The 19,964-nt window shown below is 73.5% G+C and carries 15 protein-coding genes; 8 read left to right on the forward strand and 7 right to left on the reverse strand.

The features are described from left to right. Positions 1 to 108 precede the first annotated feature (108 nt). Together ACGFZN_RS01820 and ACGFZN_RS01825 are read left to right on the forward strand one after the other, a co-directional pair. Complete coding sequence (locus ACGFZN_RS01820; protein ID WP_393856464.1) at positions 109 to 1,233, forward strand: GNAT family N-acetyltransferase; 1,125 nt, start codon at positions 109 to 111, stop codon at positions 1,231 to 1,233. A 107-nt stretch (positions 1,234 to 1,340) separates the two neighbouring features. Then, positions 1,341 to 3,980, forward strand: a complete 2,640-nt coding sequence (locus tag ACGFZN_RS01825) for a glycosyl hydrolase (RefSeq protein ID WP_393856465.1) — start codon at positions 1,341 to 1,343, stop codon at positions 3,978 to 3,980. 42 nt (positions 3,981 to 4,022) lie between these two features. On the opposite strand, the gene ACGFZN_RS01830 is transcribed toward ACGFZN_RS01825, so the two are convergent. The 6 genes from ACGFZN_RS01830 to ACGFZN_RS01855 form a co-directional block, all read right to left on the reverse strand. Further along, complete coding sequence (locus tag ACGFZN_RS01830) at positions 4,023 to 4,277, reverse strand: acetyl-CoA synthetase (RefSeq protein ID WP_393856466.1); 255 nt, start codon at positions 4,275 to 4,277, stop codon at positions 4,023 to 4,025. Between the two features lie 393 nt (positions 4,278 to 4,670). Further along, positions 4,671 to 5,423 carry an ABC transporter ATP-binding protein gene (locus ACGFZN_RS01835; RefSeq protein WP_393856467.1) on the reverse strand — a complete coding sequence of 251 codons (753 nt, stop codon included), beginning with the start codon at positions 5,421 to 5,423 and terminating at the stop codon, positions 4,671 to 4,673. 3 nt (positions 5,424 to 5,426) lie between these two features. Further along, positions 5,427 to 7,034 (reverse strand): benzoylformate decarboxylase, encoded by a 1,608-nt coding sequence (gene mdlC, locus ACGFZN_RS01840; RefSeq protein ID WP_393856468.1) that lies wholly within the window; start codon positions 7,032 to 7,034, stop codon positions 5,427 to 5,429. Beyond that, a complete protein-coding gene (locus ACGFZN_RS01845) occupies positions 7,031 to 7,861 on the reverse strand; it encodes an ABC transporter permease (RefSeq protein ID WP_393856469.1) in 831 nt (276 codons plus the stop codon). The genes mdlC and ACGFZN_RS01845 overlap by 4 nt, the downstream gene beginning before the upstream one ends. After that, positions 7,858 to 8,643 (reverse strand): ABC transporter permease, encoded by a 786-nt coding sequence (locus tag ACGFZN_RS01850; RefSeq protein ID WP_393856470.1) that lies wholly within the window; start codon positions 8,641 to 8,643, stop codon positions 7,858 to 7,860. Before ACGFZN_RS01850 ends, ACGFZN_RS01845 begins: the two co-directional genes overlap by 4 nt. Then, positions 8,640 to 9,608, reverse strand: a complete 969-nt coding sequence (locus tag ACGFZN_RS01855) for an ABC transporter substrate-binding protein (RefSeq protein WP_393856471.1) — start codon at positions 9,606 to 9,608, stop codon at positions 8,640 to 8,642. The genes ACGFZN_RS01850 and ACGFZN_RS01855 overlap by 4 nt, the downstream gene beginning before the upstream one ends. A 135-nt stretch (positions 9,609 to 9,743) precedes the next feature. Here ACGFZN_RS01855 and ACGFZN_RS01860 point away from each other — a divergent pair, with 135 nt between their 5' ends. Further along, positions 9,744 to 10,016, forward strand: coding sequence for a DUF1932 domain-containing protein (locus tag ACGFZN_RS01860; RefSeq protein ID WP_393856472.1), 273 nt, complete (start codon positions 9,744 to 9,746; stop codon positions 10,014 to 10,016). Between the two features lie 246 nt (positions 10,017 to 10,262). Here the strand turns inward: ACGFZN_RS01860 and ACGFZN_RS01865 are convergent, their stop codons facing one another. Then, complete coding sequence (locus ACGFZN_RS01865; RefSeq protein ID WP_393856473.1) at positions 10,263 to 11,270, reverse strand: Ppx/GppA family phosphatase; 1,008 nt, start codon at positions 11,268 to 11,270, stop codon at positions 10,263 to 10,265. Positions 11,271 to 11,605: 335 nt separating this feature from the next. On the opposite strand from ACGFZN_RS01865, the gene ACGFZN_RS01870 reads away from it, so the two are divergent. The 5 genes from ACGFZN_RS01870 to ACGFZN_RS01890 all read left to right on the forward strand — a co-directional run bounded on the left by ACGFZN_RS01870 (position 11,606) and on the right by ACGFZN_RS01890 (position 19,609). Then, complete coding sequence (locus ACGFZN_RS01870; RefSeq protein ID WP_393856474.1) at positions 11,606 to 12,784, forward strand: FAD-dependent oxidoreductase; 1,179 nt, start codon at positions 11,606 to 11,608, stop codon at positions 12,782 to 12,784. 133 nt (positions 12,785 to 12,917) lie between these two features. Then, positions 12,918 to 14,729: an RICIN domain-containing protein gene (locus ACGFZN_RS01875; RefSeq protein ID WP_393856475.1), complete on the forward strand. Its 1,812-nt coding sequence runs from the start codon at positions 12,918 to 12,920 to the stop codon at positions 14,727 to 14,729. 72 nt (positions 14,730 to 14,801) lie between these two features. Then, positions 14,802 to 15,617: an inositol monophosphatase family protein gene (locus tag ACGFZN_RS01880; protein WP_393856476.1), complete on the forward strand. Its 816-nt coding sequence runs from the start codon at positions 14,802 to 14,804 to the stop codon at positions 15,615 to 15,617. 204 nt (positions 15,618 to 15,821) lie between these two features. After that, complete coding sequence (locus ACGFZN_RS01885; RefSeq protein WP_393856477.1) at positions 15,822 to 17,984, forward strand: discoidin domain-containing protein; 2,163 nt, start codon at positions 15,822 to 15,824, stop codon at positions 17,982 to 17,984. Between the two features lie 161 nt (positions 17,985 to 18,145). Next, entirely contained in the window at positions 18,146 to 19,609 is a 1,464-nt protein-coding gene (locus tag ACGFZN_RS01890) for an aminotransferase class I/II-fold pyridoxal phosphate-dependent enzyme (RefSeq protein ID WP_393856478.1), read from the forward strand. The last annotated feature ends 355 nt before the right edge of the window (positions 19,610 to 19,964 follow it).

Consider the following 19,964-nt stretch of genomic DNA (forward strand, 5'->3'; position numbering starts at 1 on the left):
GGGAGCGGTCGCCCATGCGATCCATGAGCCATGATCCACACGCCTCACCGGCCTGTGCCGCCGTCGGCACGCCACCCGCGGAGCCCGGGGAAGGGCGGTCGAACTGAGGTGGAGATCACCATCCACAGACCCGGTGAGCTGACGCCCGAACTGCGCGCCGCCTGGCATCGCGCGATGGACGCGTCACCCGAGTACTCCAACCCCTTCCTCGCGCCGGAGTTCGCGGCGGGCGTCGGCCGCTACCGGCGCGGCGCCCGGGTGGCGGTGCTGCGCGAGGGCGCAGAGCCCGCCGGTTTCTTCCCGTACGAGCGGGGGCCGTTCGGCACCGGACGGGCCATCGGGCTCGGACTGTCCGACTGCCAGGCGCTCGTGCACCGGCCCGGCTTCACCTGGGACGCCGGCGAACTGCTGCGCGCCTGCGGGCTCAGCATCTTCGAGTTCGACCACCTCGTACAGGAGCAGCGGCCGTTCGCCCCGCACGTCACCGGTACCTTCGCCTCACCGGTGATCGATGTGAAGCCCGGCGACGGCGGCTACCCGGAGTGGCTGCGCAGCACCTACCCGGGGCTGGCCAAGACCACCCTGAAGAAGGAGCGGCGGCTCGGCCGGGACGTCGGCGAGGTGCGCTTCGAGTTCGACGAGCGGGACCCGGAGATGCTGCGCACCTTGATGCGGTGGAAGTCCGCACAGTACCGAAGGACCGGCCGCATGGACCGGTTCTCCCGGCCGTGGATCGTCGGCCTGGTCGACCATCTCTTCCGCGTCCGCGAGGAGCACTTCACCGGGGTGCTGTCCGTGCTGTACGCGGGCGACCGGCCGGTCGCGGCCCACTTCGGCCCCCGCTCCGGCACGGTGCTCGCGGCCTGGTTCACCGCCTACGACCCCGAACTGCACTACTACTCACCGGGGTTGATGATGCATCTGCGGACCGCCGAGGCGGCGGCCCGGCACGGGGTGACCCTCGTCGACCTCGGGCGCGGCGACAAGGAGTACAAGGACTGGCTGAAGACCCGCGAACTGCGGGTCGCGGAGGGCTTCGTGGCACGCCCGCACCCGGTGGCGCTGGCCCACCGGCTGTGGCGCAGACCGGTCCGCGGGCTGCGCAACACGGTCAACGCCCATCCCAGACTGCGCGATCCGGCCGACCAGCTGCTGAAGACGGTGGGCCGGTGGCGCACCCAGGCCGTCGCCGCCGCCTCGCCCAGCCGGAGGAATCGCCTTCCGGATTCGTAGTCACTGGCAGGTTCTCGTCAAAAAGTTCGCCAAGCGGCGGACGTATCCGCGCCCGCATGATCGGGTCTCCCGTGTCAGCAGTGTCGCTGCACCTCGGGAGGCCCCTGGTGTCCGTACCAACCCGCAGAAGACGGTGGTTCACCGTCTGCGCGCTCGCCGCGTCCGCCGCACTCGTCGCGATACCCCCGTCCGCCGCCGCCGGGCGCTCGCCGAGCCCCTTCGGCGTCCGTGTCCTCGGCCAGCTCGCCAAGGAGCGCGCGCAGTCGGCCGGTGCCATGACGCCGCACGTCGCGGCGGACGACGACGACGGCAACGAGGCGGACGAGATCGCGGAGGGCGCCGACCAGTACGCCGAGGCCCGCACCTCGCCGGGCGTCGTGGCACCGGGCGCGTACGGCGCCGCCTGGCGCGACCTGACCAGCCTGAGGTCCACGGGCGGGCACTGGCGCAACATCACGGACCTGCCGTACGACTCCGACGACCCGCGCTACCGCGACATCGACTCCAACTCCAGCGGCGGCAGCGGCGACGTCACCGGCCGCATGGCGGCGCTGGCCGCCGACGACGACGGCTATGTCTACGCGGGCAGCGCCGGCGGCGGCGTGTGGCGCTCGCGCACCGGAGGCGGCCACTGGCAGCCCATCAGCGACCGGCTGCCCAGCCAGTCCACCGGCGCCCTCGCCCTCGACGGCAAGGGCCGGCTGTGGCTCGGCACCGGCGAGGCCACCACCAACGCCGACGCCTACCTCGGCAGCGGCGTCTACGTCCTCACCCACCCGCACCACGGCGCCTTCACCACCCGCAGCCGCGTCGGCGGCGACGAGCTGGAGAGCACCACCATCCACGAGCTGCGCTTCGGCGGCGACACGGTGTGGGCGGCCACCAGCGAGGGCGTGTGGAGCCACTCCACGAAGAAGCTGAGCGGCCCCTGGAAACTGGAGTACGCGCCCAACCCCGACTATCTGCCGGGCGGTTCGAAGGCCGACGACCCGTCCGCGCCGTACAAGAACATCGCCAACGACATCGCGATCGACCCCAAGGACCCCTCCAAGGTGGTCCTCGCCGTCGGCTGGCGCAGCGGCGACGACTACAACGGCTTCTTCACCAAGGTCAACGGCGCCTGGACCCGCATCACCAGCGGCCTCGGTGACCTCCCGGCCGACCCGGACAACGTCGGCAACGTCACCTTCGCCCGCTCCGCCGACGGCTCGCGCTACTACGCCATCGACCAGTCCCCGGAGCAGCTCAACACCAACCCGGACAGCGGCCTGGAGGGCATCTACGTCTCCAAGTCCGGCTCCCCGGCCGGCCCCTGGACGAAGATCGCCGACTACAAGGGCCTGGCCGCCGACAACTCGGCGCTGACCACGGCCGGTTACATGCCCGGCGTGCAGGCCTGGTACAACCAGTTCCTCGCCGTCGACCCGAGCGACCCGCAGCACGTGTACGCCGGCCTGGAGGAGGTCTACGAGACCAAGGACGGCGGCGCCGACTGGTCGACGGTCGGCCCGTACTGGAACTTCACCTTCTCCTGCTGGAGCATCGACCCTTCCAAGCAGACCGGTGACTGCAACCCCACCACCCACTCCGACCAGCACGGCGTCGCCATCGGCCGCTACCACGGCAAGAGCTTCGTGTACGTCGGCAACGACGGCGGCGTCTACAAGCGCCCGGTGAACGGCTCCCAGGACGCCTCCGGCCACGCCACCGACTGGACGTCCCTCAACGACGGCACCATCGACACCCTGCAGTACTACTCCGTCGGCATCGGCAGAGACCTCGACCACGGCGGTCTGTCCGTCACCGGCGGCCTGCAGGACAACGGCCAGTCCATCCTGCGCAGCAACGACACGGTGATGGGCTCCAACTTCGGCGGTGACGGCGGCGACACCCTCACCGACCCCGCCAACGGCTGCAACATCGCCCAGGAGTACGTCTACCTGGCCGTCCAGGTCACCCAGAACTGCGCCGTGAACGACGGCAGCTGGACCACCGACCCGAGCAAGGCCACCTCGTACTCCGTCGCCCCGCCCGACAACGCCACCAGCGAGGCCCGCTTCATCGCCCCGCTCGCGGCCGACGCGAAGGACGGCAACACCTGGGTGGCCGGCGGCCGGCACATCTGGGTGCAGACCCACGGCTACGCCATCCGCAGCGGCAAGGAGTGGACCAGCGTCCACGACCTCGGCGCCGGCCGCACCGCGACCGCCGTCGCCGCCTCCGGCGGGAAGATCTACGCCGCCTGGTGCGGCCCCTGCAACAACCAGGGCTTCGCCCGGGGCATCGCCGTCGGCAACGCGGACGGCACCGGATGGCACGACGTCAGCCTGCCGGTCGACGGCACCGTGCCGAACCGCTACCTGAGCGGCTTCGCGATCGACCCGAAGAACGCCGACCACGTCTTCCTCGCCGTCAACGGCTTCTCCCGGCACTGGACCGAGGGCCCCGGCGCGGGCGTCGGCCACGTCTTCGAGTCCACCGACGGCGGCACCACCTGGAAGGACATCTCGGCGAACCTGCCCGACGTGCCCGCCGACTCGGCGCTGGTGACGGCGGACGGCGGCCTCGCCGTCGCCACCGACCTCGGTGTCGTCTACCGCGCGCCGGGCCGCACCACCTGGCAGCGGGTCGGCAGCCTGCCGGCCGTCGCCGTCCTCCAGCTCAAGACCAGCCCGGACGGCGGCACGCTGTACGCCGCCACGCACGGCCGCGGCATCTACACCGTCAAGGTGTGCGACCTGCGCTGACCGGCCCGCCGGATCAGGAGGGGTGGCTCCCGGCCTTCGGGGTCACCCCTCCCGCGCGTACGGCACCACGTCCACGTCCAGCGTGAGGACCGGGCGCGCGGCTCCCGCCAGGTCCGGGGCCTTGGCCGCCGCCGTGACCTGTGCCGTGCCGCCCCGGGTGCCCGCGCAGCGCAGGGTGGCGTGCGCGGTGCCGTCCGCGTCCACCCGCCAGCCGGACGCCACCACGAGCGCGGGCGCCGAACTGAGCACGCCGGTCCACCGCTTGTCGTCCAGACGCGGCCGCAGGGTGAGCGTCACCTCCGTGCCCGGACGCACACACAGCCGGCGCCGGACCGGGTCACCCGGGGCCACGGCCACCGCCACGTGTCCGGCCGCACAGGACCCGGCCGGCCCGGGGGAGGGCGTCACGGCCTGGCTGGCGGACGCGGAACCGCTCGGCGAGGGCGGGGGCGAGGCACTCGGCGAGGGGGAGCCGCTCGGCGAGGTGGAGCCGCCCGGCTCCACCGATGTGCGGGCCGAGGGCGCCGGCCGCGCCGACCGGCCCCCGGACCCTCCGGCACCGGTCCCCGCACCCCGGCCCGCCGAAGCCCCGCAGCCCGCGAGCACGACGACCGCGGCGATCGCACAACCACCGGCCCACCACCGCATCCCGGCCACCTCCCGGCCCCTCGTCACGCCTTCCAGCATGCCTCAGCCACGGCCGCGGACCGCCCGCCCCACCTCCGTGCGCAGCTTCACGAACCCGGGCAGGCTCCGGGTGGTCAGCTGGTCCCGTTCGGCGGGCAGGCCGACCGGCAGGTCGAGGACGACGCGGGAGCCGGGCCCGGGGGAGAGGACGACGACGCGGTCCCCGACGTACACGCTCTCGTCGATGTCATGGGTGACGAACACGATGGTCGTGCCCTCGGCCCGGTGCACCTGGAGGAGCAGGTCCTCCAGGTCCTCGCGGGTGCCGGCGTCCAGGGAGCCGAACGGCTCGTCCATGAGCATCAGGGAGGGCCGGCACACCAGCGCGCGGGCGATCGCCACCCGCTGCTGCATGCCGCCCGACAGCTCGCGGGGACGGCGCCGGGCCACGTCGCGCAGGCCGACCCGGTCGAGGATCGTCTCGGCCTCCGCCCGGCGGGCGGCGCGTGACAGGCCCCGGCGGCGCAGCGGCAGGGCCACGTTGTCGCGCACGGTGAGCCAGGGCAGCAGCGAGCGGCCGTACTCCTGGAAGACGACCGCGAGCCGCTCCGGGACACCGGTCACCGGCGTCCCGTCGACCGTCACCGTGCCCTCCTGCGCGGGCAGCAGCCCGGCGATGGTGCGCAACAGCGTGGACTTGCCGCATCCGGAGGGCCCGACCACGCTGAGCAGCTGCCCGTCGGGCACGGTCAGGCTGATGCCGTCCAGGACGCGGGTGTCGCCGAAGTGCCGGCTGACGGACTCGAGGCGCAGCATCCCTCACCCGGCCCAGGGTTCGTACAGCGTGCCCGCGCTCCCGGCGACCCGGACGTGCAGCAGGAAGGGGCCCGTGCCGTCGCCACCGCCCAGGGCGTGGTCCAGGGCGGCCGGCAGCTCCTCGGGGTGCTCGGCGCGCGCCGCCGGGCAGCCGAAGGACCGGGCCAGCGCGGCGAAGTCGATGCCGGTGATGTCGGTGCCCGGGACCGGCGTGATGCCGATCCGCCGGCCCAGCGCGCGGACGGCCGCGTATCCGCCGTTGTCCAGCAGGACGCAGGTGACCGGGGCCGCGTGCCGGGCCGCGCTCCACAGGGCCTGCACCGAGTACAGCGCCGAGCCGTCGCCGGCCACGCACACCACCCGGCGCCGGCCGGCCAGCGCCCGGCCCACCGCCAGGGGCAGGCCCCAGCCGAGGGCCCCGCTGCCCGTGGTCAGGAAGCCGCCGCCCGCCTCGACGGGCACGCGCGCGTGGAGCGTGTCGCGGTGGCTGGGCGCCTCCTCGACCAGCACCCGGTCGCGCGGCAGCCGGGCGCCGAGCAGGTCGAAGAACAGCTCCGGCGTGATGTGCCCCTCGGTCCGGGCCGGGGCGGGGGCCGGCCGGGGCGGCGGCGGGTCGCGGTCGGGCTCCTTCAGCAGGCCGGTGAGCCGCTCCAGCGCGGGCCGCAGGGTGGTGACGATGCTGGTGCCGGTCGGCAGCCAGGCGGCCTGGCCGGGATCGCAGTCCAGGTGGAAGAGTTCGGTGCCGGGCGCGAGCGGCGGCCCGTCGTCCTCGACGTGGTAGGTGAACACCGGCGTGCCGAGGGCCACCACCACGTCGTACGGCGCCAGCCGCGCGGCCAGCGGGCGGGCGATCGGCGGCAGGAACCCCTGGAACAGCGGGTGCGACTCCGGGAACCCGGAGCGGCCGGAGAGCGGGCTGATCCACACCCCGGCCCGGATCCGCTCGGCCAGCGCCCGCACGGGCTCCAGCGCGTCCTCGTCGTCCACGCCGGGGCCCACCACGAGCGCCGGGCGTGCGCAGGCGTCCAGCCGGGCGGCGAGCGCGTCGAGGGCGCCGGGGCCGGCCGTGAAACCCGAGTGCACCGTGCGGGGCGTGACGGGCTCGGCGGGCCGGTCCCAGTCGTCCTCGGGCACGGAGACGAACACCGGGCCGCGCGGATGCGTCATGGCGATCCGGTACGCCTCCGCGAGCACGGCCGGCACGTCCTCGGCCCGCTCCGGCTGATGGGCGTACTTCACGTACGGGCGCGGGAACAGGGCCGGTTCGTCGGCGCCGAGGAACGGCCGCAGCCGGATCAGCGAGCGTGCCTGCTGTCCGGCCACGACCACCAGCGGCACCCGGTCGCGGAAGGCGTTGAACACCGCGCCGAGCGCGTGTCCGACCCCGCCGGCCGAGTGCAGGCTGACGAGGGCGGCCCGCCGGGTGCCGAGGGCGTGCCCGGCCGCCATGCCGACGGCGACGGACTCCTGCAGGCCGAGCACATAGGTGAAGTCGTCGGGCCAGTCGCGGAACATCCGCAGCTCCGTGGAGCCGGGATTGCCGAACACCGTGGTCATGCCGGTGTCCCGCAGAAACCGTACGACCGCCTCGCGGACCGTGGCCGTCGTCATGCCGTCCTCCCCGCGGACGTCCGGGTGCCGACGAGCCGCTTCTCGACCGCCAGCAGCGTGGTGTTGAGCAGATACCCGAGCGCGCCGAGCAGCAGCAGCGCCGCCCACACGGTGAGCAGGTCGGAGCGCGTCTGGGCGTCGGTGAGCGTGAAACCGATGCCGTTGTCGCTGCCCGGCAGCAGCTCGGAGAAGACCATCAGGATGAGGCACAGCGACAGGCTGAGCCGGAGCCCCGCGAAGATCCGGGGCAGCGCGGAGGGCAGGATCAGGAACCACAGCCGCTCGGGCGCCGTCAGCCGCAGCACCGCCGCCACCTCGAGTCGCAGCGGGTCGGTGGCCCGGGCGCCCTCGGCCGAGTTGATCAGGACCGGCCATACGGCGCTGAACACGATCGACGCCACCTGCATGGGGGTGCCGAAGTCGAAGACGACCACGAACACCGGCACCAGCGCGGGCGGCGGCACGGCGCGCGCGAACTGGAACACCGGGTTGCACAGCGCGTACGCCCGCCGTGAGCGGCCCACCGCGGTCCCGAGGGCGGTCCCGGCGACGGCGGCGAGCGCGAACCCCGCCGTCATCCGGCCCAGGCTCGGCAGGATGGTGTCGACGGCGGCCGGGGTGAGGAACAGATGACCGACGGGCCCGGAGAACCACAGGGCGCGGGCGTGCCGGGCGATCCTGAGCGGCGGCGGGAAGTAGACGCTGCTCTGCGCCCGGGCGGCCAGCTCCCAGCAGGTCACGGCGACGAGCAGCACCGTCCAGCGCAGGAGGAAGGGCACGGCGGTGGCGCGGGACGGCGCGGACGCGTCGCCCTGTGTCCGTGTCATGCCCGGCTCCGCTGCGGCCGGGGCTCCTGCGCCCAGGCGAACAACCGCCGTTCGGCGCCGACCAGGACGCCGTTGATCACAAGCCCGAGGGCGCCCGCCCACACCACTCCGGCCAGCACGTCCCGGGTGCCGTCGGGCTCCGTCTGGGCCTGGGCGATGAAGATGCCGAGGCCCTGGCCGAAGCCGGAGAGGATCTCCGTCGCCACGGCCAGGATCAGGGCCACCGCGGCCGAGATCCGCACGCCGGCGGCGATGAACGGGGCGGTGGCCGGCAACTCCACCCGCAGCAGCACCGCGAGCCGCCCGAACCCGAAGGCCCGCAGCGTGTCCTTGGCCAGCGGATCCGTCTCGGCCAGGCCGTAGACGGTGTTGAACAGCACCGGCCACAGCGAGGCGTACGCGATGAGCGTCACCTCGGTCCGGGTGCCGGAGCCGAGCAGCAGCGACACCAGCGGGATCAGCGCGACGGACGGCAGCGGCCGCAGGAACTCGATCACCGCGCGTACGGCGGCCTCCACGACCGGTACCGAGCCCAGCAACAGCCCCAGCGGCACGGCGATCGCACAGGCGAGCCCGAGGCCGAGCGCCCACGCCCGCAGGGTGACCCCCACGCCGTCGAGAAAGTCGGCGTCACCGGCCAACCGGGCGGCGCGGGCGACGACTTGGGAGGCGGGAGGCAGATAACCGCGCCGTACGATCCCGGCCCGGGCGACCGTCTCGCAGAGCCCGAACGCGGCCGCCGCGCCGAGCAGGCCGAGGAGCGCTTCCTGACGTCGTGTCATTTCACCAGAAGCGGAGCCGGATCGATGTCCTTCTTCAGCATGCCCTGAGCGCGCATCAGCCGGATGAGCCGGTGCAGTGCGGACGCGTCGGCGGTCGCCGGGTAGTCCGGCAAGTTGAGCGACCCGGCCTGGTCCGCCGTCACCTTGGCGTACTTGGGCAGCTCGGCGCGGACCGCCGCCGGATCGCCGGCGGCGAGCCTGGAGGCCGCCTCGACGGCGCGCCGGAAGCCCGCGGCGGCCTTCGGGTTCTTCTTCACGAAGCCGGCCGTGGTGACGTACCCGCTGGCGGGCAGGCCGCGCGCGGGCCCCGACCCGCCGTCCAGCAGCACCCGGGCACCGAGTTCGCCCTGGACGGCGGTGTCGAAGGGCTCGACCACGTGGGCCGCGTCCACCTGGCCCTTCTGCAGAGCGGGTCCCATCTGCGGGAAGAGGATCTGCCGGTAGACGGGCCGTCCGGCGTGCCGGGCGTCGAGGATCGCGTTCAGGGTCAGCGACTGGATGTTGTTGAGGACGGCGACGGCGACCTTCTTGCCCGCCAGGTCCGCAGGCGACTTCAGCGCGGAGTCCCTGGGCACGAGGACGTCCATCATGTGCGGGGCGATCCGGACGCCCTCGGCGAGGATGCGCAGGTCCAGGGTGCCCTTCTCGTACGCCTGGAAGTAGGTGACGTAGTTGGCGCTCGCGATCACGTTCACCTGGCCCCTGAGCAGCGCGGGCAGCGCCTGGATGCTCTGCTGCACGGGCTGGATGCGCACGTCCAGACCCTCCTTGGCGAACAGCCCGCGGTCCCGGGCCAGATACAGGGCGGCGGAGTCGGCGAGCGGCAGCGCCGCGACGGTCAGCCGCGTCCGTCCGTCATCGGAGTGCGCGGTGCCGCCGCTGTCGCAGCCCGCGAGGAGCAGCGCCGCGGCGGCGACGAGCGCGGCGAGCCGTGTGGTTCCCGAGCGTGGTCGACGTAAAGGCATAGGGGCATGCCTACCCCGCATTTGTCATGATCGCTACAGATTGAGGGCGTGTCGTTCCGGGGGCTGTTGTTCCGGGAGCCTTCCCGGCAGTTCGCGCAGGTGCGGACCGGGCCGGCGGGGAACCGTGCGCACCGGGTGCCTCGGCGAACTGCGCGACCTCGCCGCCGAGGCGCTGCCCGGCACCCCTCCGCCGATCCACGGCGGCCGGCCGGTGCCGGGCCGCATGCCTGGCGCTGGGAGCCGGAGATGAGAGAGATCGCCGACACCTGCGAAGCGGCCGGAATCCCCGGCGACTTCGCGCGCACGGCGGCACGGACGTCCGCCCGCTGGGACCACCACAAGGACGACCACACGGTGACCGGCGCCCGGCTCCTCGCCGACCTCCGGCAGCCCCCGGGACGGGAGTGAGGGCGGCCGCGCCACGCGGTCCGGCACGCCCGGGAGCCCTGCGCGCCGCGGGCCGTTACGCAGATCGGCCGGCGCCTCGATGGCGGCCGTGACCCCTCGGGCGACCGACCCCGCCGTACGGCCGCTGCCCAGTTCACCCCCGCCCAGCTCAGTCCGGCCGGCTCACCCCTGGCCCGCTTCACTTCGGATCACTTCGGAGCGCACGGAGACCGGCCGACGGGGGCTCCGGCTGCTGCCGATGGGCCGTCAGGCCGGCGGGCTCGCGATGCGCAGGGGCGCCGGTGAGGGGGGTACCGCCGGGTCGGTGGCCCCGGTGATGTCCGTCCACCAGTCCGCGCCGTCCTCGATGTACCGCAGCAGCACGCCTTCGCGGATCGCCCAGGGGCAGACCACGGCCCCGCGCAGCCCCATGAGCTTCAGCGCCGTGTGCCCCACGACCGCTCCGGCCAGGCTCTGCTCGGCGCGCGGCGCGGAGATCCCCGGCAGCTGGGCACGCTCGGCGGCGGGCAGCGCGGCCAGGGTGCGGACCGCTTCGCGCAGGTCCCCGCAGCGCATCTCCCGCCGCACGAACGGGCCGTACCGCCCCGGCGCCGCCCCGCACAGCCGGCCCAGCTGCTGGAACGTGCGGGAGGTGACCGCGGCGGTGCGCGGCCGCTCCCAGCGGATCCGCGAGGCCACGTCCCGCAGCTCATGGCGGATGCGGCGGCGCAGCTCCTTCAACTCCTCGCGGCCCGGCGGGTCCTGGGCGCCGAAGTACTCCTGGGTGAGCCGCCGCGCGCCCAGCGGCAGCGACGCGGCGAAGTCGGGCAGCCGGCCCCGGCCGAAGGCCACCTCCAGCGAGCCGCCGCCGATGTCGAGCACCGCGAGCGGGCCGGCGTGCCAGCCGAGCCAGCGCCGGGCGGCCAGGAACGTCAGCTCCGCCTCCGTCTCACCCGGAAGGGTGCACATGCGGATCCCGGTTCCGGCCGCCACCCGGCGCAGCAGCTCCTGCCGGTTCGGGGCCGCGCGCACCACGGCGGTGGCGAAGGCCATGGGGCCCGAGGCGTGCCAGCGCCGCGCGGTGGCCCCCGCCGCGGCCACCGCCTTCACCAGCGCCTCGACCGCCTCGTCGGCGATCGTGCCGTCCGGACCGACGTGTTCGGACAGGCGCAGCTTCCACTTGACGGTGTGCACCGGCAGCGGAACGCCCCCCTCCACATCCGCGATCACCAGTCTCACCGTGTTCGATCCGGCATCCAGCACACTCACCCGCATGGCCGGGAAGTACCCAATCCACCGGCGATCACCCGTCACACAGGGGGCGCGCCTGCGCACAGCAGCCGTGTGCCATGCCCCCACGGGGCGCAAGACGGTGCACCGGTGCCGAGCCGGGGAGGGCACGGGGACCGCTTTCCGGCCCGCCGGATTCCACCGCGAACTGCGGTTCCCCCCACCCTGCGCCCCTCGATGCCGGCCCGCACCCTGTCCGGATCCCGGCCCCCGGCCCGCCGCCGAGCCCGCCGCTGCCCTTAGATGGGCACGACCGGACGAACAGGGCCGGATGGACAGGGCCGGACGGGGACGGCCGTGGTCGGCGCGAGGAGCGGCAGTTGAGCGGGACGGACGCGACGAGGGTACTGGTGATCGGCGGCGGCATCGCGGGGACCGCGGCCGCGCTCGGGCTGCACAAGGCCGGATTCGGCGTCACGGTGTACGAGGCGCACCCCGACTCCGCCGAGGACATCGGGGCGTTCCTGACCCTGGCGAGCAACGGCATGCGCGCGCTCGCCCAGCTCGACGCCACGGACGCCGTCACCTCCGTCGGTTTTCCGCTGACTTCGCTGCGGTTGCTCGACGGCGACGGCACCGAGCTGACGCACGCACCGCTCGGCGAGGTCGCCGACCCCGCACTGCGTTACCGCTGTCTGCGCCGCGGCGAGCTGAACGCGGCTCTGCAGGGCGAGGCGGCCCGGCGCGGCATCCGGGTGCGCCACGGCGCCCGGCTGACCGGCGTCACGGACGGCCCGCACGGCGTCACCGCCCGGTTCGCCGACGGCGGCACCGCCCATGCCGACCTGCTGCTCGGCGCCGACGGCCTGAACTCCACGGTGCGGCGCATCCTCGCGCCCGGCGCGCGGCCCGGGTACGCGGGCCAGCGCATCTTCTACGGCTACTCGCGCGGCACCGCCGCCGAGGGCACCGGCGTGATCACCTTCGTCCGGGGGTCCGGGACCACCTTCGGGTACGCGGCGTCGCCCGCCGGGCAGACGTACTGGTTCGCCCGCGTGAGCACCGAGCCGCTGCCCGTCGGCGGCTCCCCGCACCACGCCGCCTGGCGCGAGGAACTGCTGCCGCTGCTGCGCAAGGACTGCGCGCCCGCCGCCGACGTCGTCGCCGCCTCCGAGGGCGCCGTCATGGTCACCAACGCCACCGAGATGCCGCTCGGCGCACTGTGGCACAGGGGGCGCACCCTGCTCATCGGCGATGCCGCCCACGCGGCCTCCCCGGCGACCGGCCAGGGCGCCTCGATGGCCCTGGAGGACGCCGTCGTCCTCGCCAAGGCGCTGCGTGACCTGCCCGACGCCGGGTCCGCGTTCGCCGCGTACGAACGGCACCGCCGCCCCCGCGTGGAAAACAACATCACCGTCAGCGGCGGCCTGTCCCGCGGCACGGGCAGCCCGTCCCGCCCGGCCGCCGCCGTCGCCCGCCCCGTCGAGCCCGACGAGGCGCTGATCCGCCGACTGGACTGGGACAGCCCGCTGCCCGCGGACCCGCCCGAGCGGTCCTGACACCGGGCACCGGGGCGGCCGTGCGCGCGAAAGTGCAAGAGGCGGGGCACGGGAGTCCATTGCCGGGGCGGCCGCCGGGGCCGGATCGTTCCGTGCGACCGGCCCTTCGCACACCCCGGACCAAGGAGCACAGTTGCGACTCTCCAGCAGAGCGGGCGGCGCCCTGGCCGCGGCCGCCGCGCTGATCCTGGGCTGCGGCGCCGCGTCCCCCGCGACCGCCGCCGCACCCACCGACGCCGGCTACACCGTGACCGTGGGGACGCCGGTGCCCTTCACCCACCCCACGGACACCCCCGCCTCCGTCTTCGTCGACCGGGACGGCACCTTCCACTACCAGCAGTCCGCCGCGCTGTACGGCGCCGCGGACCCGCGCACCTGGGACTTCTACACCGGCAAGGACTTCGACACCGCCGCCTTCGACAAGGCCCTCAGCACGTCGGTGAACCCGGCCGACCCCGCCGACCGCAACGACGACACCACCCGGCGCTGCAACAACAGCCCCACCGGCCGCGAGGCCACCTACGCGCCCAGCGGATCCGGCTACGCCCAGAAGAACTACTGCGACCTGTCCGGCGTGTGGATCGACCCCGACACCGGCGACTGGTACGGCCTGGTGCACAACGAGTTCACGCCGCAGCCCTTCGGCGACGGCCTGCACTACGACGCCGTCGACTACGCCGTCTCCACCGACCGGGGCCGCACCTGGACCATCAAGGACCATGTGATCACGTCGCCGTACAGCACCAGGCGCGGGGACACCACGGCCTTCCCGCAGCAGACGTACTCCTACGGCGACGGCGACCAGCGCCTCTTCGCCGACGCCGCCTCGGGTTACTTCTACGTGTTCTACGGCTCCCGCATCGTCGACAAGAGCGGCGGCTGGAAGGCGTTCTACGAGCACGTGGCCCGCGCGCCGATGTCCGCCAAGATGGCCCCCGGCTCCTGGCGCAAGTGGTACGACGGCGCCTGGTCCCAGCCGGGCACCGGCGGCAAGGAGAGCGACATCGTGCCCGTGGACGCGGGCCACCCCACCGGCTACGTCCCCGTCTCCGCCGAGTACGACCCCGCCAACCCCGGCACCGCCGCCCAGCAGATCGCGGCCGGCACGATGCCCCCGACCTCGCCGCTGTTCGTCATGAACATCGCCTACGACGCCCATCTCGGCCTCTACATCGGCGAACCCCAGGCCGTCGACCAGAGCGGCGGCTCACCGCAGTACCTCTACGCCACCGACGACCTCGCCACCCAGAAGTGGCATCTCATCGGCGACACCGGCGGCTACACCACCGCCTCCTGGTACCGCTGGTTCCTCGACAGCGCCAACCGGACCAGCTCCACGATCGTGGGCAGGTCCTTCCGCTCCTACTGCGCCTTCGGCTGCTCGCACGACGCCTCCGGCGAGTACGTCGACATCACCGTCGACAGCGGGAGACCCGCTGCCCCTCCCGTGGACACCGGCCGCGGCTACCGCATCGCCTCCGGCGCGGGCCGCGTCCTCGCCCGGGCGGCCGCCGGCTCCGCCACCACCTCGCTGGCCCGGCCCACCTCCTCCGGTCGCGACACCTGGTTCTTCACCCCGACCGGTGACGGCGCCTTCACCGTCACCGACGCCGCCGGCGGCCGGCTGCTCGGCGTCGACTCCTCCTCGGCCACCGGCCGCGCCTGGGGCGTCGTACCCACCGTCACGGCGGCGCGCCCCGGCGGGCCGTCGGCCGGACAGCAGTGGTTCGTCATCCGGAACGCCTCCGGCGGCACCTATCGGCTGGTCAACCGCTACAGCGGGCTCGCGCTCGGCCTCTCCGGGGCCACCGGCCGGCTCGCCGAGACCACACCGGTGCGCTCCTGGACGGACACCAGCGGAAGTCCGGTGGGCGCCGGACGCACCGCCGCCGAACAGACCCTGTCCCTCGTCTCGGCCGGCCCCGCGCACCAGCGGAAGGGATAGACCGGCCGGCCCGGCCCACGCGGGCCGCCGTGGACGGACAGCGGCCGGCGTGCGTAGCGATACCCTGCGCCCATGTCGATCACGAACTGGGAATCCGACGCCCGCCTGGCCGTCACCGCGGCCCGGGCGGGCGCGGCCGTGGTCCGCGCCCTCTACGGCGGCCGGCTCGCACGCTACGACAAGTCCGCCGGCGACTTCGCGACCGAGGCCGACCACGCCGCCGAGCGGGCCATCCTCGAGATCCTGCGCGCCGCCCGCCCGGACGACGCCGTGACGGGCGAGGAGAGCGGACGCTCCGGCGCCGCCGACGCCCACCGCCGCTGGCTCGTCGACCCGTTGTGCGGCACCCTCAACTACGCGGTGCGGACCATGCTCGTCGGCGTCAACGTCGCCCTGCGCGAGGGGGACCGGGTGACGGCAGCAGCCACCGCCGACCCGTTCGGCGGGGAGGTGTTCTGGACCGACGGCGAGGCCGCCTGGGTGCACGAGGACGGCGCCGACGAACGGCTCACGCCCTCGGCCGAGTCCGCGCTGGTGGACGTCAACCTCGACCCGCCGTTCCCCGGCGCCCCCGGATTCCAGGCCGCCCGGCTCCTCGCCGACCCGGGCTTCGCCGCGCGGTTCCGGCCCCGGGTGATCTCCAGCACCCTCGCCGTCGCCTGGGTGGCCGCCGGGCGCCGGGCCGCCTATGTCACCGACGGCGACCTGCGCGACAGCGTGCACTTCGCGGCCGGGATCGCCCTGTGCCGGGCGGCCGGCTGCACGGTGACCGGCCTGCACGGCGAGCCCGTGCTCAGCGGCGCCAACGGCCTCGTCGCGGCGGCCGACGCCGCGACCCACGCGGCGCTGCTGGAGCTGGTCAAGCACCAGGAGGACCAGGCGGGTTGACGGCGTTCCCAACACCCGCCAAGCCGTCCGGTGTGCTGCCCGCATGACCCGGCACGGGCTGCGGTTCTGAGGCCCCTGGGCCGGCGGTTCTTGAGGTTTTGACTTCCGAAGGCTTGCCGCCGGCTTGCCTCATCACTTAAATCAAAACATGAACTAAGCCTCGAGACCTGGTCGTTGGTCTCGTCCTTCCCCGGGAGCCGCCAGATGAGAAGCCGCACACGACCAAGACACCTGGGTGTCGCGCTGGCCGCCATGGCCGCGCTGATCACCCTGCCCCTCGCCCACACCCCGGCCGCCGCGGACGCGGCCCAGACCTGCGACACGGCCAACGCCGCCCAGGGCAGGCCTGCCACCGCGTCGTCCACCGAGAACGCCGGCACCCCGGCCTCCGCCGCCTTCGACGGCAACGCCACCACCCGCTGGTCCAGCCAGTTCTCCGACCCCCAGTGGCTCCAGGTCGACCTCGGCGCGGTGAAGGACCTGTGCTCCATCGACCTGAACTGGGAGACCGCCTACGGCAAGGACTTCCAGCTGCAGTCCTCCACCGACGGGCAGAACTGGACCACCCTGAAGTCCGTCACCGGCGCCACCGGCGGCACGGCGTCGTACGGCGTCAGCGGCTCCGGCCGGTACGTCCGGATCTACGGCACCGCACGCGGCACCGGATACGGGTACTCCCTGTGGGAGGCAGCCGTCCACACCACGGCCACCGGCAGCACCGGACCCATCCAGGGCGGCGGCGACCTCGGCCCGAACGTCATCGTCGTCGACCCCTCCACCCCGAACCTCCAGCAGAAGTTCGACGACGTCTTCAAACAGCAGGAGTCGGCCCAGTTCGGCACCGGCCGCTACCAGTTCCTGCTCAAGCCGGGCACCTACAACGGCATCAACGCCCAGATCGGCTTCTACACCTCCATCTCCGGGCTCGGTCTGAACCCCGACGACACGCAGATCAACGGGGACGTCACCGTCGACGCCGGCTGGTTCAACGGCAACGCCACGCAGAACTTCTGGCGCTCGGCGGAGAACCTCGCCATCAAGCCCTCCAACGGCACCGACCGCTGGGCCGTGGCGCAGGCCGCGCCCTTCCGCCGCATCCACGTCGAGGGCGGCCTCAACCTTGCCCCGAACGGCTACGGCTGGGCCTCCGGCGGCTACATCGCGGACTCGAAGATCGACGGCACGGTCGGCCCCTACTCCCAGCAGCAGTGGTACACCCGCGACAGCTCGGTCGGCGGCTGGACCAACGGCGTGTGGAACATGACGTTCTCCGGCGTCCAGGGCGCACCCGCGACCAACTTCGACAGCGGCCCGTACACCACCCTGGACACCACGCCGGTCTCCCGCGAGAAGCCGTTCCTGTACCTGGACGGCAGCGACTACAAGGTGTTCGTCCCCGGCAAGCGCACCAACGCCCGGGGCGTGTCCTGGCCGAACACCCCGGGCACCTCCCTGCCGCTCGACCGGTTCTACGTCGTCAAGCCCGGAGCGACCGCCGCCACCATCAACGCTGCCCTCGCCCAGGGCCTCAACCTCCTGTTCACGCCCGGCATCTACCACCTCGACCGGACGATCGAGGTCACCCGCCCCGACACCGTCGTCCTCGGCCTCGGCCTTGCCACCCTGGTCCCGGACAACGGCATCGACGCCGTGCACGTCGCCGACGTCGACGGCGTCCGGCTCGCCGGACTCCTCATCGACGCCGGACCGGTCAACTCCGACACCCTGCTGCGCATCGGCACGCCCGGCTCCACCGCCGACCACTCCGCCGACCCCACCACCGTGCAGGACGTGTTCTTCCGCATCGGCGGCGCCGGACCCGGCCTCGCCACCAACTCGCTCGTCGTCAACAGCAACAACACCGTCGTCGACCACACCTGGATCTGGCGCGCCGACCACGGCAGCGGCGTCGGCTGGGACACCAACCGCGCCGACTACGGTCTGAGAGTCAACGGCAACGACGTACTTGCCACCGGCCTGTTCGTCGAACACTTCAACAAGTACGACGTGTACTGGAGCGGCGAACGCGGCCGGACGATCTTCTTCCAGAACGAGAAGGCGTACGACGCCCCGAACGCCGCCGCCATCACCCACGACGGCATCGTCGGCTACGCGGCCTACAAGGTCGCCGACTCCGTCACCACCCACGAGGCCTGGGGGCTCGGCAGCTACTGCAACTACACCGCCGATCCGTCGATCGTCCAGGCCCACGGCTTCCAGGTGCCGGTGACCAGCGGGGTGAAGATGCACGACCTGCTGGTGATCTCCCTGGGCGGCAACGGCCAGTACGCCCACGTCGTCAACAGCACCGGCGCGCCCACCTCGGGCACGAGCACCGTCCCGTCCAAGGTGACGTCGTTCCCGTGATCCTCGGCTGAGGAACGGGCTTGCGGGGTTTCGACCGCGCGCCGAGTGCAACACGGAGGGTGCGGCCCGTGCGGACGGGGCCGCACCCTCCGCGCGCCTGCGGGGACGGCACTGGCAGCACCGGCGGAAGCCGGAGTACAAGCGGGAAGAAGAGGACACGCATGGATCACTCGCGCGCACCCGTACTCGAGGCCCTCCAGGAGTTCCGGCGCCGCGGCGACGTGGTGTTCGGACCGCCCGGTCACAAGCAGGGCCGCGGCGCCGACCCCCGGGTCGCCGACGTCCTCGGCATCGACGTCTTCCGCTCGGACGTGCTGACCCTCAACGGCCTGGACGACCGCCGCGAGTCCCAGGGGGTGCTGGAGCAGGCGCAGGAGCTGATGGCCGACGCGGTCGGCGCCGAGCACGCCTTCTTCTCGACCTGCGGCAGCTCCCTGTCCGTGAAGACCGCGATGCTCGCGGTCGCGGGCCCCGGGGAGAAGCTGCTGCTCTCGCGCAACGCGCACAAATCCGTCATCGCGGCGGTGATCATCAACGGGGTGGAGCCGATCTGGGTCCACCCGAAGTTCGACGCCGAACGGCACATGGCCCATCCGCCGGAGGCCGACGACGTCCGCGACCGGTTGCGGGAGCACCCCGACGCCAAGGGCATGCTGCTGATCACGCCCACCGACTGGGGCACCTGCGCCGACATCCGGAGCGTCGCCGAGGCCTGCCACGCCTTCGACGTACCGCTCATCGTGGACGAGGCGTGGGGCGCCCATCTGCCCTTCCACCCGGCTCTGCCGGCCTGGGGCATGGACGCCGGCGCCGACCTGGTCGTCACCAGCGTCCACAAGATGGGCGGGGCCATCGAGCAGAGCTCGGTCTTCCACCTCCAGCACGACCGGGTGGCCCCCGAGGTGCTCAAGCAGCGCGAGGACCTGCTCGGCACCACCAGTGCCTCCTCCCTGGTGTACGGCGCCCTGGACGGCTGGCGGCGGCAGATGGCCGAGCAGGGCCACGAGCTGCTGGACAGGGCCTTCCACCGGGCCGAGCGCATCCGCGCCGAGCTGCGGGAACTGCCGGGGCTGCGGGTCATGGGCGGCGAGATCGTCGAAGAGGGGCTGGCGGCCGAGTTCGACCCCCTGAAGATCGTCGTCGACGTCCGGGACCTCGGCATCAGCGGCATGCAGGCGGCCGAGTGGCTGCGCGCGCACCGGCACGTCGACGTGGGCGGCTCGGACAGCTGCCGGATCAGCGCCTCCATCACCCACGCGGACGACGACGAGACCGAGAAGGTCCTCCTGGACGCCGTGCGGTCCCTGGTGGAGAACGCCGGGTCGATCGAACGGCAGCCCGCGGTGCGGCTCCCCGAGCCCCGGGCGCTCGAACTGGAGCAGGCGGTGCTGCCGCGCGACGCGTTCTTCGGGCCCGCCGAACAGGTGCCCGCCGAACGGGCCGTGGGCCGCATCTGCGCCGAGATGATCAGCCCCTATCCGCCCGGTGTGCCCGTCGTGGCGCCGGGCGAGGTGATCACCGAGGAGGTGCTCGACTTCCTGCGCAGCGGAGTGGAGCACGGCTTCCTCATCTCCGACGCGGCGGACCCGACGCTGAAGACCCTGCGGGTCACCGCCCGCCCGTGACGGGACGCGACGAGGGACCGGACCCTGCGAGTGACCGTGCGGCGATGACCCGAGCCGCCGCCGGTCTCCCGAACTGCGGGGGCCCGGCGCAGCGCCTAGGCTGACGGGTGTGGGCGGGCGTGCCTCGCCTGCCCGGGTCAAGAAGCCGGCCCGCCGACGAAGACACCCTCGGCAGGGGGCACTTGGCCCTGCGCGACGTCCCCGGGTCCGGACGGCACGTCCGGCGGGCCCTGCCGTCCCGGCAAGTCGATGGGAGACGGCCCGACTTCACCCCGACCGGAAATCCTCCTGATTCCCGGTTTCGGACGCCCCGGCCCGGGGACCTCGGAACGAGGGCCGCGTCGACCCGTTCACC

The sequence above is a fragment of the Streptomyces sp. NPDC048192 genome (assembly GCF_043202415.1).
In the GTDB taxonomy this organism is placed as follows: domain Bacteria; phylum Actinomycetota; class Actinomycetes; order Streptomycetales; family Streptomycetaceae; genus Streptomyces.